Origin of the sequence: Bradyrhizobium sp. in8p8, assembly GCF_000426845.1 — a bacterium.
In the GTDB taxonomy this organism is placed as follows: domain Bacteria; phylum Pseudomonadota; class Alphaproteobacteria; order Rhizobiales; family Xanthobacteraceae; genus Bradyrhizobium; species Bradyrhizobium japonicum_C.
On the sequence record NZ_AUGD01000001.1, the window covers coordinates 703117 to 717242 of the forward strand.

Sequence of the window (14126 nt, forward strand, 5' to 3'; positions counted from 1 at the left end):
CTCGCGCCGCGGGGGACACGCGGGTCGCGGGACGATGATCATGACCGAACAGGGCGAGACGGGTGAGGCCATCACCATCCTCCTCGTCGAGGACGATGCGCCGACCTGCTGGCGGCTCCAGGATGCGCTGGTCAAGGCCGGTTACGAGGTGCGGAGCGCCGGCACGCTCGCGGAGGCGCGGCAGGCCTTGGGCGGCGGCGCACCGCGCGTGCTGCTGACCGACCTGCGGCTGCCCGACGGCCACGGCATCGAACTGATCCGCGAGATGAGGCAGCGCTTTCCCGACAGCGAGATCATGGTGATCTCCGCGCTGGGCGACGAGGAGAGCGTGATTTCCGCGATCACGGTCGGCGCCACCGGCTATCTGCTCAAGGATGCCTTTCCTACCGACATCGCCACTACCGTGCGCGACCTGGTCGCGGGACATTCGCCGATCTCGGCTTCGATCGCCCGGTTCATCGTGCGGAGAACACAGGGCGCCGCACAGAACTCGGCAGAGCAACCGCCCGGACCTGCGCTCAACACGGCGAGGCTGACCCCGCGCGAGATCGACATCCTGTGGGGCATCGCGAAGGGCTTCAGCTATGCCGAGATCGCGAGCCATCTCGGCCTGTCCAAGCAGACCGTGCCCGGCCACATCAAGAACATCTATCGCAAGCTCGAGGTGCACACGCGCAGCGAAGCGGTGTTCGAGGCGGTGCAGCAGGGCCTGATCAAGCTGTGAGCGAGCTCGCCGCCAAGGCACCCATGAAGGCACCGGCCAAGTCCGCACGGCGCCGGCTTTTGGCCTCGCGACTCGTGCCCTATCTGCTGTTCCAGGCGCTGATCGTGGTCGCCACCGTTATGGGCTTGCGCCTGCTGCAGCCGAGCGACCCCGAGGATTCTGCGCTCAGCGGATTCTCGCTGAGGGAGGACGGCTTGATCCGCCCCGTGACGCTGCCGCATTTCACATCCTCGCGCTATTCCGTGGCGGACCCGCCATTCTACGCCAGCACCTTTACCTACCGAAGCGCCGATGCGGCTGCGGGCTGGTCGGTGTACCTGCCGCGCTTCAGCAACGCGGTGGAGGTCGCCGTCAACGGCGTCGTCGTGCTCGACTCCCGGCGCGACGCCAACGCCAACCGGCCCGACCGCAACACGCCGCAGATCGCAGCGATCCCGGCTTCGCTGCTGCACGAAGGCGCAAACGAGATCACGGTGCGGCTGTTCGTGTGGGGACCGCTGAAGGGCTTTCTCGACACTGTCTATGTCGGCCCGGACGCCGCTTTGCGCCCGGCCTTCGAGACCCGCACGCTGCTGTTCGTCACGCTCCCGGTGGTATTCTCCGCCTGGCAGGCGATCCTGGCCGTCATCCTCGCGATCATGTGGCTGATGCGGCGCCACGAGCCGGTCTATGGCGTGCTGGCTGCAGCGATGGTGCTTGGCGTGGTGCAGGCGTTCGCGCCGCCGCCGGTGCCGCCCGTCACCGTCTCCCGGCTGGCCGCGGTGCTGCTGGCGTCGGCACCGATCGAGAGTGCGCTGATCGTCATGTTCGCCGTGCTGTTCTTCGGCTGGCGCTGGCCGCGCTACGGCACGCTGCTGTTCGTGCCCGGCATCCTGGTGTTCGCGGTCGGGCTGCTGGGGGGCCCGCCGCTGCCGCGCATTCTCTTCCTGGTGCTCGGGATTCCCACGGTCGGGCTCTGCCTGTTCCTGATGGCCTGCATCACGGCAACCGCGGTGGTGCGGCGGCAGGATGCTGCGAGCTTCACGATCGGCTGCGCCGTGACCATCGTGCTGGTCTGCTGGATCCAGGACATACTCACGGTGCTTGAGATCGCGACCAACGATCGCATCTTCGTCTCGCGTTTGTCCTATTCGGCGATGCTGGTCGCGATCGGCGCGGGGCTGACCTGGCGCTTTGCCCGCGCGTTGAACCAGGTCGACAGCTTTGCCGGCCAGCTCGTGACACGCGTGCGCGAAGCCGAGGAGCGGCTGAAGGCGAGCTTTGCCCGCGAGGAGGAGCGCGCCCGCGCTGCGGCGCTCGCCAACGAGCGCACCCGTCTGATGCGAGACCTGCACGACGGCCTCGGCGGCCAGCTGGTGAGCATCGTCGCGCTGTCCGAGCGCGGCAATGAGGGCGCGACCATCGCGGACGCCGCCCGCGCGGCACTGAAGGACCTGCGCCTCGTCATCGATTCCATGGACGACATTGGCGGCGACCTGATGCTCGCGCTCGGCTCCTGGCGCGAGCGCGCGACAGCCCAGTTGCGACCGCACGACATCGCGCTAGACTGGCGCGTGGCGACGCCGCAGGGCCTGCCGCTGCATCCCGAACTCAGGCCGTGGCATGTCATCCAGATCATCCGTATCCTCGACGAGGCTGTGACCAACGCGGTCAAGCACGCGCAGGCCCGCCACGTCGCGGTCACCATCGAGACACGTGACGGCAGCGACAGACCTTATGGCGTGATCAGCGTGGCGGACGACGGCCGCGGCTTCGCGCTGGCCGGCAATAGCACGGCCGCGGGCACCGGCCAGACCGCGCGCGGCCTGCGCAACATGAGAAGCCGCGCGGCGCGCTGCGGCGCAATGCTCGATCTGAGCTCGGATGCCTCAGGCACGCGCGTGCAACTGCAATTGCCGCAGCGCTTTCCCGACAGCGACATGGCTGCGGGCTGAAAAGCCCCCTCCCCGAACGTGTGGGGCGCACGGAGAGAGGGGACGGGCCGGGTGATTTGCCTGCGGAGGACAGGGGTGTTCGGCCGCAGGTCCCGTTGGCCCGAAACAATGCAATCAAATCGATCGAATGAAGATATCAGCGCCGGCCGACGCGATTGACCGGGCCGCCGCGATTCATCGGCGTACCTGCGCGCACGCCGACGCCGGGCGCACCGACGCCGGGGGTCGCGACCGCAGCCCGCGCAACCGGAGCTCCCGGCGCGACCACCACCGCCGCAGTCGGCCGCACCACGCAGCCCTTGGGCACCCCAACGGTCTTGCAATAAACCACCGCCTGCGCCGGGCTCGTGCCCAGCGAGACCATCGCCGCGCCCGCCAGGGCCATGATCGTCAGCCCGGCGCTCAGCGCTCCAGCTCTCTTCGACATTCAGCTCTCCTGCTCCCGTTCGGCGTCCCGGTGCAATCACCGGGTCTCGCAGCCGAGGTATAGCCTGAATGGCAAAAGACGGCGCGAGGATACATGCCATGAAGATGGGGGTGCCGCGGCCGGGAGGCCGAGCCGACGCCATGAACATGGCATGGACCCGCGCCGGAGCTTCGCGAGATGGTCCGGCCCGATTGATCCCGGTCGGGACCAACGACGATTCCAAAGAGGTGCTTCATGAAGATTTCGGTTCTTGCCGCGCTGCTGCTCACTGCCACCGCCCTGCCCGCTGCTGCGCAATCCGGTCCATCGGCCCAGGAGCAAATGGCCTGCCGCGGTGACGCCAGCAAATTCTGCGCCGAGCACATCGGCAAGCCGCCGCAGATGAACGCCTGCCTCCGCGAGAACAAGTCGAAGCTCTCGGATTCCTGCCGCAAGGTCGTTGAAGCGCGCGGAGGCTAGTCCTTCATCACACCGTTGGAGAAGGCGGCGAGGGCGGCGCCCCGCCGCCCTCGCGAGAGCAAGCCCAGGCCCGAGCTTCGGCCTGGGCTACGGGATGGGCCCCGCAGACTGCTTGTTGGATCGGCGGTGAGGGCCACCTCATGCTCCGCCGCTATTCCTGCACCATCTCGCCGCTGCCGCCGAATTCGGCTGGGAAATCCTTCAGCTTCGGCAGGCCGTCGTGCATCGGCAGCACGGTCTCGGAATAGTTGACGTGGACGCCGGGCGTGAATGCGAGCGTCGGGATGGTTGCGGCGAAGACGTCGACCAGACCGAGCGGCGGATGGTTGGTCATGAGATGGCCGCCGCACTTCCTGCAATATTTGCGTTGGCTGAGCGGCGTCTTGACGAAGGTCTCGACATTCTGAGCACCCTCGGTGATGCGCACCGCCTCCGGCTTCCAGAGGCTGAAGGCGTTGACCGGGCCGCCCGACCAGGAGCGGCAGGAACGGCAGTGGCAATAGCCCATCGCCTCCGGCGCGCCCGCGACTTCGACCGTGACCGCGCCGCAGAAGCAGTTTCCGACATGTTTCATCGGGCCGTCTCCGTCTCTCGAACGAAAGTTGTCGCGCGTCCTCCTTTCGGCGGACGCGCAGAACGAGGCGAGGCTATACTGACCGGCGCCACGGAATAAGCATGGAGACCCGCTGCCTGTACTGCCGGTACTCGTCACCGAAGAGAGCGACGAGATCATTCTCCTCCAGCGCGATGCCGACGAAAATGTAGAGCGTGGTCACGGCCGCGAACAGCAGATGCCCCGCGGTCATGGTCGGCGCCGCCCAGAACGCAACGATAAAGCCGAGATAGATCGGATGGCGGACGAACTTGTAGAGCAGCGGCGTCTTGAAACGCGGCGGTGCCGTCTCCTTGCCGACGAGTTGGTTGGTCACCTGATGCAAGCCGAACAGTTCAAAGTGGTTGATCATGAAGGTCGAGGTGAACACCAGCACCCAGCCGCCGAGGGACAGCGTGACCAGTGTCACGGCAAGATCCGGATCTTCGACGTTCCATACGACGGACGGCAGCGGGCGCCACTGCCAGAACAGGAGGAGCAGTGACAGGCTCGCGAACAGCACGTACGTGCTTCGCTCGACCGGCTTGGGGACGAACTGCGTCCACCAAGCCTTGAACTGCTGGCGCGCCATCAGGCTATGTTGAACCGCGAACAGCGACATCAGCAGCAGGTTGACGATGACCGCGCGAACGACAGGCGCTTCGGCTCCGCTGTCGATCGTCTTGGGCACCATCACCCCCATGACGAAGCCGATGGCGTAGAGAATGGTGACGAAAAACACGAGATAGGCCGCAATTCCGTACAGAAAGGCGAGGAACTTGAAAATGCGAGAGCCCGCAACATCCGGGCCGATGGAATGAACCTGGTGATCAATTTGGGTCATGAAACGCTCCGTTGTGCCGAGACATCGACACGATTTGGTCTTCGCACCATGCCCGATCGTCCGTCCCCAGACTTTCGCAGACGGTTTATTTTCGCCTGAGACGACTTTGATTTTTGCTTGAGACGACTGAAACGTGCGATTTCACTTTGAAAACAACGTTCTTGACGGCGATCTGCGGGAGCTCACCCGCGATGGAGCAGCCGTGCCGCTGCAGCCGCAGGTGTTCGATCTGCTGCTCTACCTCATCACGGAGCGCGACCGCGTCGTCAGCAAGGATGACCTAATTGGTCGGATCTGGAGCGACCGCATCGTCTCGGATTCGGCGCTGAATAGCCGGATCAACGCAGCGCGAAAGGCGCTGGGCGACGACGGCTCGACCCAGCGGCTGATCAAGACCATTGCGCGCAAGGGCTTCCGGTTCGTCGGCGAAGTCCGGGAAGAAGCGGCGGCGTCCTGTGCGCAGGCGGAAGCCGAGGGAACGCCCCCGCGCGTGGTCGACCGCCCGGCCGTCGCGGTACTCGCCTTCGAGAACCTGAGCGGCGATCCCGCGCAGGACTATTTCGGTGACGGGATCAGCGAGGACATCCTCACCGCGCTGTCGAAACAGCGCTGGTTCACGGTGATCGCCCGGAACTCGTCCTTCACCTACAAGGGGCGCGCGGTCGACATCAGGCAGATCGCCGAGGAACTCGGCGTCCGCTACGTCGTCGAAGGCAGCGTACGCAAGGCGGACAATCGGGTGCGCATCACAGCGCAACTCAACGACGCCGTATCGGGACGCCATCTCTGGGCCGAGCGCTACGACCGCGAGCTCGTCGATGTATTCGCCGTGCAGGACGAGATCACCAATGCGATCGCCGCGGCCATCGAGCCGCAGATCCACGCGGCGGAGAATGTTCGGAGCCGTCGCAAGCCGCCTTTGAGTTTGGACGCCTGGGACCTCTTGATGCGCGCATTGTCGCATTACTGGCGCGTGACCCGGCAAGATCACGACGCCGCACGGGCACTGCTCGAGCGCGCGCTGACGATCGATCCGAACTATGGCCAGGCGCTGTCGCTGCTCGCCGTTAACGACATGTTCGGCGTGCATCTCGGCTGGGTTGAGCTGGCCGTGGTCGCCCCGGCCGCGGAAGCTGCCGCGCTCGCGGCGCTGCGCTGCGATCATGAGGATTCCTGGGCGCATGCCGCGCTCGGCAGCGTCTGCTTCTCGACCCGCAGGCTTGCGGATGCGCTGTCGGAGTTCGAGCAGGCGCTGGCGCTCAATCCGAACTTCTCGCTGGCGGAGGGCTACTACGCGCTGGCGCTGTGCTATGCTGGACGACCGAAGGATTCGTTCGAGGCCGCGCAACGGGCGATCCGGCTGTCGCCGCGCGATCCGTCCTTGGCGGTCTATCACGGCATCGCCGCCTATGCGCGTTTCACCGAACGTCGCTATGAGGAGGCCATCGCGCTGGCCCGCGAGGCGATCCGCCACCGCGGCGATCTCACCGGCGCCTACCGCGTGCTCGCTGTCTGCGCGGGAATGACGAGTGACGGAGCGCTTGCGGAGATGGCACTGGGCGAGCTCCGCCGTACTCAGCCCGGTATCTCGCTGCACTGGATCTCTACACAGCTGCCGTGGGCCAACGACGCGGATCGCGAGCACTATCTGGAGGGATTTCGCCGGGCCGGATTGCGGTGAGCGCCGCAGTGCTCTTACCTCCCCCGGAGGACCGGCGCTATGTACGCTTCCGGCGCAAATGGACAATAACGTCGAGCCGCGCGATCTCGTGGCCGGGAAGCGCCTCGGGCAGCTTGGTGAAGGCGAGGCCGTCGGCAACGTCGACCAGCACATCCTCGCCTTCGAGATAGAAGTGCGGATGGACGGACGTGTCGGTGTCGAAGAACGACTTGAGACCGTCGGCCGCGATGCGGCGGAGCAGGCCGGCTTCGGTAAACTGGTTCAGCGTGTTATAGACAGTGGCGAGCGACAGGTACGTATTCGCCGCCATCGCCTCCTCGTAGAGACTCTCGGCCGTGACGTGGCGATGGCCGCCCAGGAACAGCAACTGGCCGAGCGCCAGGCGCTGGCGCGTCGGGCGCAGACCGGCATTGCCCAGCAATTGCAGGCAGTGTTGCAGGCCCGCCTTTGCCGTCACATCGAGGCCAGCGATATCAGGTCCGTGATCGTCATCGGCTGGGATAGTCGTGGCCTGAATGTCCATCGATCGTCTCGCGGCTCAAGGAAGGGCGCGCGCAGCAGCGCGCACCAGTTGCCATTCGATCGCAAAAGCAGTGGCTGGGCTTTGATCCGGATCAAATCGGGAGGGGAGCCGTCTCTGACCTAGCGCAAGGCGATCCGTCCCATTCCCGGCCAGAAGGGTCCGATATCAATGAGGCTCACATGTCCAAGCCGATTCCCGACAAGGCAGAGATCGCGCTCGAATACCCTGACAAGTTCTATGTCGGCACCTTCGAGCATTCGTCCCGCTTCGAGGCACGGCTCGACGGCAGCGGCGTCACAGTGGTGCTTCAGCATCCGGGCGCGACGGACGAACGCAAATCGGTGCATCTCCACATCAATTTCGGCCTGCTCGCCGGCATCCTGCGTGACCTCGCAGGCAGCGTCGCTGGCATACCCAAGGACGACATCGCGCACCGCGAGCAGCTGGCCGAGGCGCTCGATGAGCTGCGGCGGGCGCTCGGCACCAATTAGCGACCTGATGCTTTTGGTCGCAGGCGCAGGCTTGTGCACCGCCTCGCCTTGCTCTCAACGCGACTGAACCTGTCCGATCGCTCGAAATGGGCCGATCCGACGTGGCCGAGTGCGCACGGGTAAACAGGACGCGCTGTACATTTTTTGTGCTGATGCTGTCGAGACTTTCATCTTGCGGCGCCGAACGAGACTGTGGGAGCCTCAATCCCGGATGGGGACTGGGATGGGCCGGCCGTAGCTTTCGCGCGCGAGAACGCCTGCGGGAGCGTTCGAGGTTGGCCTCGCTTGAGAAAGATACGACATGCCGAAAAGAGTGTTGCTTGGTCTTCTCCTGGCTTGCGGCCTCACGGCCCCGACACTGGCGCAGGAGCCCAAAGCGGGGGGCGTCATCAATGCCGTGATCCAGCCCGAACCGCCTGGCCTGATGCTTGCGATGATCCAGAACGGTCCGACCCAGATGGTGTCGGGCAACATTTTCGAGGGGCTGCTGCGCTACAGTCCCAAGCTCGAGCCGCAGCCGGAGCTCGCGGAAAGCTGGAGCGTCAGCGAGGACGCCAAGACCTACACCTTCAAGCTCAAGAAGGGCGTGACCTGGCATGACGGCAAGCCCTTCACCGCCGCCGACGTATTGTTTTCGATGGAGATGCTGAAGCAGACGCATGCGCGGGCCCGCACCAACCTCGCGCAGGTCGACAGGGTCGAGGCGCCTGATGACTACACCGTCGTGTTCACGCTGAAGCAGCCGTTCGGCCCCTTCCTCGGCATCTTCGAGGTCGGCTCGATGCCGATCGTGCCCAAGCATCTCTATGAGGGCACCGACTTCAAGACCAACGCATACAACAATGCGCCCGTCGGCACCGGTCCGTTCATGTTCAAGGAGTGGCAGAAGGGCTCGTTCATACGCCTCGTCAAGAACCCGAACTACCACGAGAAGGGCAAACCCTATCTCGACGAGATCTATTGGCAGATCATTCCCGACGCCGCGGCGCGCTCGGTGGCGTTCGAAACGGGCAAGGTGGACGTGCTGCCCGGCGGGTCGGTCGAGAATTTCGACGTGCCGCGGCTGTCCAAGCTGAAGGACACCTGCGTCACCGGGGCCGGCTGGGAATTCTTCTCGCCGTTGGCCTGGCTGTGGCTGAACAACCGCCAGGGTCCGCTCGCGGACAAGCGGGTCCGCCAGGCGATCATGTACGCGATCGACCGCGACTTCGCCAAGGACGTGATCTGGAACGGGCTCGGCAAGGTCGCGACCGGCCCGTCCGCCTCGACCATCAAGTACTACACCGACGACGTGAAGAAGTATCCCTACGATCCAGCCAAGGCCAAGGCGCTGCTGAAGGAAGCCGGCTACAAGGGCGAGAAGATCCGCCTCATGCCGCTCGCCTATGGCGAAACCTGGCAGCGCTGGGGTGAAGCGGTGAAGCAGAACCTCCAGGACGTCGGCATGAACATCGAGACGATCGCCACCGACGTTGCGGGCGGCAACCAGAAGATCGGCGACTGGGATTACGACATCGCCTTCACCTATCTCTACCAGTACGGCGATCCCGCGCTCGGCGTTGGCCGCAACTACATTTCCAGCAACATCGCCAAGGGCCAGGTCTTCAATAATGTCGAGGGCTACTCCAACCCGGAGATCGACAAGCTGTTCGCCGAGGGCGCCGTCGCCACCCCGGATTCGAAGCGCAAGGAGATCTACGAGAAGGCGCAGAAGATCCTGGTCGAGGACGTGCCGGTGGCCTGGATGCTCGAGCTGCAATTCCCCACGATTACGCGGTGCAAGGTCAAGAACCTGATCACCACGGGAATTGGAGTCAATGACGGCTTCAAGGACGCATGGCTCGACAAGTGAGGGCGGTGCCCACCTCTCCCGCAAGGAGAGGCGTCGGCCGCTATCGGCGGCCGTTCTCATCGCCAGATGCGATACGGGCGAGGGTTTACGCTCTCTCGTGGAACCTGATCCCCCTCAACCGCGCCTTCGGCGCGACCTCTCCCCGTTGGGGAGAGGTATGGCGTGCGGCACGGCCGCCTCAACCGACTAGCTTGCGAACCTAAATGCTTACCTTCGTTGCTCAGCGTGTCGTCAAGGGCGTGATCGTCCTGCTCGCGATCGTCGTTCTCAATTTTTTCCTGATCCGGCTGGCGCCCGGCGATCCCGCGGTCGTGATGGCGGGCGAGGCCGGCGCCAGCGATCAGGTCTTCGTCAAACAGCTCAGGGAGAAGTTCGGCCTCGACAAGCCGCTGCCCGAGCAGCTCTTCATCTACGTCAAGGGCGTCGTGTCCCTGGACCTCGGCTTCTCCTTCCGCCAGCAGGCACCGGTTGCAAAGCTGATCGGCGAACGGCTGCCCGCGACGCTGCTGCTGACGCTGACCGCATTCGCGATTTCGCTCATGCTCGGCATCCTGTTCGGCACTTTCGCCGCACGCTTTGCCGGGACCTTCCTCGACACGGCCATCACCGTGTTCGCCCTGATCTTCTACGCCATGCCGATCTTCTGGGTGGCGCTGATGGGCATCCTGTTGTTCTCGGTCACGTTCGATTGGCTGCCGAGCTTCGGCTACGACACGGTCGGCGGGAATTATACGGGTCTTGCCCATGTGGTCGACGTCGCAAGACACCTGGTCATGCCGGGCATGACGCTGGGCCTGTTCTTCATGGCGACCTACACCCGCATGACGCGCGCCTCGATGCTGGAGGTGAAACGCCTCGACTTCGTCAAGACGGCGCGTGCCAAGGGTCTCGCCGACTCCGTGATCCAGCGCCGCCACGTGCTGCGGAACGCGCTGCTTCCCGTCGTGACGCTCGCCGGCGTGCATTCCGGCACGCTGATCGGAGGCGCGGTTATCACCGAGACCGTATTCGCCTGGCCGGGCATCGGGCGGCTGATGTACGACGCCCTGCTGCAGCGCGACTACAACCTGCTGCTCGGAGTCTTCGTGATCTGCTCCGCCATGGTCCTGATCTTCAACCTCATCACCGACCTGGTCTATCGACTGGTCGATCCACGCATCGAATTCGCCTCATGAAACAGTTCTGGAAATCGATACTGAAGAGTCCGAGTGGCGTCATCGGGCTCGTCATCCTGCTGTTGGCGATCTCGGTCGCGGTGTTCGGGCCGATGTTGTTCCCGAACTCGCCCTGGCGCATGGTGCAGCGGCCCTTCCTGCCGCCGTTCACGCTCTCGACGGTGCCGCTCGGCACCGACGCGCTCGGCCGTGACGTGTTCGCGGGCATGATCTTCGGCGCACGGGTATCGCTGCTGGTCGGGCTCGTCTCGACGCTGGTCGCACTGGTCGTCGGCGTGCCGATCGGCGCCATGGCCGGCTATTTCGGCGGCAAGGTCGATGACGCCTTGATGCGCTTCACCGAATTCTTCCAGACCATTCCGAGCTTCGCGCTCGCGATCGTGCTCGTCGCGATCCTGCAGCCCTCGATCTACTCGATCGTTGCCTCGATCGCCCTGGTGAGCTGGCCGCCGGTCGCCCGGCTCGTCAGGGGCGAGGTGCTGTCGCTGCGCACCCGCGAATATGTCCAGGCCGCTGTGGTGACCGGCCAGAGCAACAGCTGGATCATCCTCCGCGAAATCCTGCCGAACGCGTTGTCGCCCGTGATCGTGCTGGCTTCGCTGATGGTGGCGACCGCGATCCTCCTGGAATCCTCCCTGTCGTTCCTCGGCCTCGGCGATCCCAACTTGATTTCCTGGGGTTACATGGTCGGCGCCGGCCGCACCGTGATCCGTCAGGCCTGGTGGATCACGGTGTTTCCCGGCGTCGCCATCCTGATCTCGGTGCTCGGGCTCAATCTGATCGGTGAAGGCCTCAACGATGCGCTGAATCCCCGCCTGTCCCGGGAGGGCCGCTGATGACGACCGCCCCACCCGCCGTCTCCATCAAGAACCTGCGGATCGCGCTGCCCAAAGGCGCCGAGCGCCCCTTCGCCGTCGACGGTGTCTCGCTGGATCTCCGGCCAGGCAAGATCGTCTGTGTGGTCGGCGAGTCCGGATCCGGCAAGTCGATGTGCGCGCATGCGCTGATGGGCCTGTTGCCGGACACGGTGTCGGTCACCTCCGGCGAGATCCATTTTGAAGGCCGCGACCTGCTCAAGCTCGACGATGACGGCTGGCGCGACCTGCGCGGCCGCCGCCTGGCGATGATTTTCCAGGAGCCGATGACTGCGCTCAATCCGTTGATGCGCATCGGCGACCAGATGGCGGAGATGTTCGAGGCGCATGGCCTGCTGACACCCAGGGAAAGGCGAGCCAAGGCCCTGTCGCTGGCGCGCGAGGTCGGCCTGCCCGATCCTGAGAGAATCGTGCGCGCCTATCCGCACCAGCTCTCGGGCGGCCAGCGCCAGCGCGCCATGATCGCGATGGCGCTCGCGCTGGAGCCCGCGGTGCTGGTCGCGGACGAGCCGACCACCGCGCTCGACGTCACCACACAGGCTCAGATTCTCAAGCTGATTCGAAATCTCCAGCGCAATCGCAACATGGCGGTGATGTTCATCACACACGATTTCGGCGTGGTCGCCGACATCGCCGACCAGGTCGTGGTGCTCCGCCACGGCAAGGTCGTCGAGGAAGGTCCCGCCTCTGCCGTCTTCGAGGAGCCGCAGCATGACTACACCAAGGCGCTGCTCGCCGCCGTCCCGTCGATAGATCCGCCCGTTCGCAGCCCCCTGGACGAAATGGCCAAGGCCGTTGAAGTGATCGGGCTGGACAAGACCTATGTCACCTCGGGCGGCTGGTTTCGGGAAGACCGCCGCGTCGATGCCGCGCGCGCTGTCAATTTCAACATTCTCAAGGGCGAGACGCTCGGCCTGGTCGGCGAATCCGGCTCCGGCAAGTCGTCGGTGGCGCGCCTCGTGATGCGGCTTATCGAGGCCGACCGCGGCACGGTGCGGATCGGCGACACCGATCTCACCTCTCTCTCCGGCAAGGCGCTCCGGGCCGAGCGCCATCGCATCCAGATGATCTTCCAGGACCCGTTCGCCTCGCTCAATCCGCGCCGCAAGATAGGCCACATCATCGCCGCCGGCCCGATCGCGGCCGGAACGGATCCGAAGGTCGCGTTCGAGCGCGCCCGCGATCTCCTCAGGATGGTCGGCTTGGACGCCGGTGCGCTCGAGCGCTACCCGCATGAATTCTCCGGCGGCCAGCGCCAGCGAATCGGCATTGCGCGCGCACTCGCACTCGAACCCGAGGTCATCGTGGCCGACGAAGCCGTCTCCGCGCTCGACGTGTCAGTGCAGGCGCAGGTATTGAAGCTGCTCGAAGATCTCAAGGCGCGCCTCGGCCTCTCGATGCTGTTCATCACCCACGATCTGCGCGTCGCAGCCCAGATCTGCGACCGCATCGCGGTGATGCAACGCGGCGCCATCGTCGAGCTGAAGCCGACCGCGCAGTTGTTCGCCGCGCCCGAGCACGCCTACACGCGCGAGCTGCTTGCGGCGGTACCGGGTCGGAAGCAAGCGTCCGCCGCCTGAGCCCGGCTCGCCATCTAAGGAGCAAACACATCCGCGTTACGCCTGCTACGGACATGAGGTGGTGAGCAGCTTTGCAGCCCAGCGCGCGAGGCCGAACGACCGGCCGGATGGCGCTGCATGATCGGTCAATAGACCGTCCGAGGCGTCTGAACGGAGGACACCGGACTATCGCGTGGTGTTGCTCCATGTGGGGACCGAGTTGGTCACGCCGACCGATGGCCAATTGTATGATCCGATCGAGGGCGCCGTGACTGTGCCGACCGTCTGTCCGGACGACCCGTAGGACGACCTCGGCTGCGCGACCGGCGCTCCGGCACCGCTATAGGTCGGCGCCCCCACGCCAGTGGTGTAAGTCCGGCTCGGCCGGGCCTTCTTCGCTTCAGCCGCGAACGGCGCGACAAGCAGCCCGGACGTAACGAGCGCCGCAATGGCGAGGTTGATGGCTTTCATTGTTGATCCTTTCGCCCGGCTGGCATCCGTCAATCACAACTGTTTAGGTACGGGGAAATTTCCATAGGCCTCCATTCATAACTCCGTGTCCGGACGAAGGTGCCCATGGATAGCCGGCCGCCTTCGGATGGACCCGAATCAGCGCTAGTGGATTGCGTTCAGTGACCTCCTGGACGTAAGCAACATGACCGGCGCCGAACTGAAGCAGCTTCGCAACGATCTCTCCGACGCCCTGGAGCGAAAGCTCACTGCGGCCGACATGGCCAAGCTTTGCGGATTGCCTGAGAGAGGCGGCGCCGACACGATCCGACGCTGGGAGGTCAGCGGCCCAACACCCGAGGCGACAAAGATATTGCGCGTCCTCGCGATGGCGAGCGAGCGCTATCCGATCCTGGAGAAGTTCGACGTCTTCGATCGTCATGACGTGCGCGAGGAAGACCGGCCGGCGAAGCGCGCCGCGTTCCGCGAGCAGATGCGCGATGAGGCGCGGCGGCGGCTTGGTTAACAAGAGTCGCGCAC

The 14126-nt window shown here is 65.0% G+C and carries 15 protein-coding genes; 10 read left to right on the plus strand and 5 right to left on the minus strand.

Features of this window, described 5'->3' with window-relative positions:
- Window positions 1–40 precede the first annotated feature (40 nt).
- Complete coding sequence (locus tag K408_RS0103340; RefSeq protein WP_024337230.1) at window positions 41–724, plus strand: response regulator; 684 nt, start codon at window positions 41–43, stop codon at window positions 722–724.
- Complete coding sequence (locus tag K408_RS0103345; RefSeq protein WP_024337229.1) at window positions 721–2658, plus strand: sensor histidine kinase; 1938 nt, start codon at window positions 721–723, stop codon at window positions 2656–2658. Before K408_RS0103340 ends, K408_RS0103345 begins: the two co-directional genes overlap by 4 nt.
- Before the next feature lie 136 nt (window positions 2659–2794).
- On the opposite strand, the gene K408_RS0103350 is transcribed toward K408_RS0103345, so the two are convergent.
- On the minus strand, window positions 2795–3085 hold the full coding sequence (locus K408_RS0103350; RefSeq protein ID WP_024337228.1) for a hypothetical protein: 291 nt from the start codon (window positions 3083–3085) through the stop codon (window positions 2795–2797).
- A gap of 234 nt (window positions 3086–3319) precedes the next feature.
- On the opposite strand from K408_RS0103350, the gene K408_RS0103355 reads away from it, so the two are divergent.
- The gene (locus tag K408_RS0103355; RefSeq protein ID WP_024337227.1) at window positions 3320–3544 is read left to right on the plus strand and encodes a hypothetical protein; all 225 of its coding nucleotides are present in this window, start codon (window positions 3320–3322) and stop codon (window positions 3542–3544) included.
- 151 nt (window positions 3545–3695) lie between these two features.
- On the opposite strand, the gene K408_RS0103360 is transcribed toward K408_RS0103355, so the two are convergent.
- The gene (locus tag K408_RS0103360) at window positions 3696–4118 is read right to left on the minus strand and encodes a GFA family protein (protein ID WP_024337226.1); all 423 of its coding nucleotides are present in this window, start codon (window positions 4116–4118) and stop codon (window positions 3696–3698) included.
- A gap of 73 nt (window positions 4119–4191) precedes the next feature.
- Window positions 4192–4980 (minus strand): methanethiol S-methyltransferase, encoded by a 789-nt coding sequence (mddA, locus tag K408_RS0103365; protein WP_024337225.1) that lies wholly within the window; start codon window positions 4978–4980, stop codon window positions 4192–4194.
- A 133-nt stretch (window positions 4981–5113) separates the two neighbouring features.
- Here mddA and K408_RS0103370 point away from each other — a divergent pair, with 133 nt between their 5' ends.
- Window positions 5114–6661, plus strand: a complete 1548-nt coding sequence (locus tag K408_RS0103370) for a winged helix-turn-helix domain-containing tetratricopeptide repeat protein (protein WP_024337224.1) — start codon at window positions 5114–5116, stop codon at window positions 6659–6661.
- Between the two features lie 37 nt (window positions 6662–6698).
- On the opposite strand, the gene irr is transcribed toward K408_RS0103370, so the two are convergent.
- The gene (gene irr / locus K408_RS0103375) at window positions 6699–7184 is read right to left on the minus strand and encodes a Fur family transcriptional regulator Irr (RefSeq protein ID WP_024337223.1); all 486 of its coding nucleotides are present in this window, start codon (window positions 7182–7184) and stop codon (window positions 6699–6701) included.
- A 179-nt stretch (window positions 7185–7363) separates the two neighbouring features.
- On the opposite strand from irr, the gene K408_RS0103380 reads away from it, so the two are divergent.
- From K408_RS0103380 to K408_RS0103400, 5 genes are all read left to right on the plus strand, one after another.
- Complete coding sequence (locus K408_RS0103380; protein ID WP_024337222.1) at window positions 7364–7675, plus strand: hypothetical protein; 312 nt, start codon at window positions 7364–7366, stop codon at window positions 7673–7675.
- Window positions 7676–7976: 301 nt separating this feature from the next.
- Window positions 7977–9527, plus strand: coding sequence for an ABC transporter substrate-binding protein (locus tag K408_RS0103385; protein ID WP_024337221.1), 1551 nt, complete (start codon window positions 7977–7979; stop codon window positions 9525–9527).
- Between the two features lie 203 nt (window positions 9528–9730).
- Window positions 9731–10702 (plus strand): ABC transporter permease, encoded by a 972-nt coding sequence (locus tag K408_RS0103390; RefSeq protein ID WP_024337220.1) that lies wholly within the window; start codon window positions 9731–9733, stop codon window positions 10700–10702.
- Window positions 10699–11538, plus strand: a complete 840-nt coding sequence (locus tag K408_RS0103395; protein WP_024337219.1) for an ABC transporter permease — start codon at window positions 10699–10701, stop codon at window positions 11536–11538. The genes K408_RS0103390 and K408_RS0103395 overlap by 4 nt, the downstream gene beginning before the upstream one ends.
- A complete protein-coding gene (locus tag K408_RS0103400; protein ID WP_024337218.1) occupies window positions 11538–13157 on the plus strand; it encodes an ABC transporter ATP-binding protein in 1620 nt (539 codons plus the stop codon). Before K408_RS0103395 ends, K408_RS0103400 begins: the two co-directional genes overlap by 1 nt.
- A 165-nt stretch (window positions 13158–13322) precedes the next feature.
- Here K408_RS0103400 and K408_RS0103405 read toward each other — a convergent pair whose 3' ends face one another.
- Entirely contained in the window at window positions 13323–13607 is a 285-nt protein-coding gene (locus K408_RS0103405; protein ID WP_024337217.1) for a hypothetical protein, read from the minus strand.
- Between the two features lie 184 nt (window positions 13608–13791).
- Between K408_RS0103405 and K408_RS0103410 the strand changes: the two genes are divergently transcribed.
- Window positions 13792–14112 carry a helix-turn-helix domain-containing protein gene (locus K408_RS0103410; RefSeq protein ID WP_024337216.1) on the plus strand — a complete coding sequence of 107 codons (321 nt, stop codon included), beginning with the start codon at window positions 13792–13794 and terminating at the stop codon, window positions 14110–14112.
- The last annotated feature ends 14 nt before the right edge of the window (window positions 14113–14126 follow it).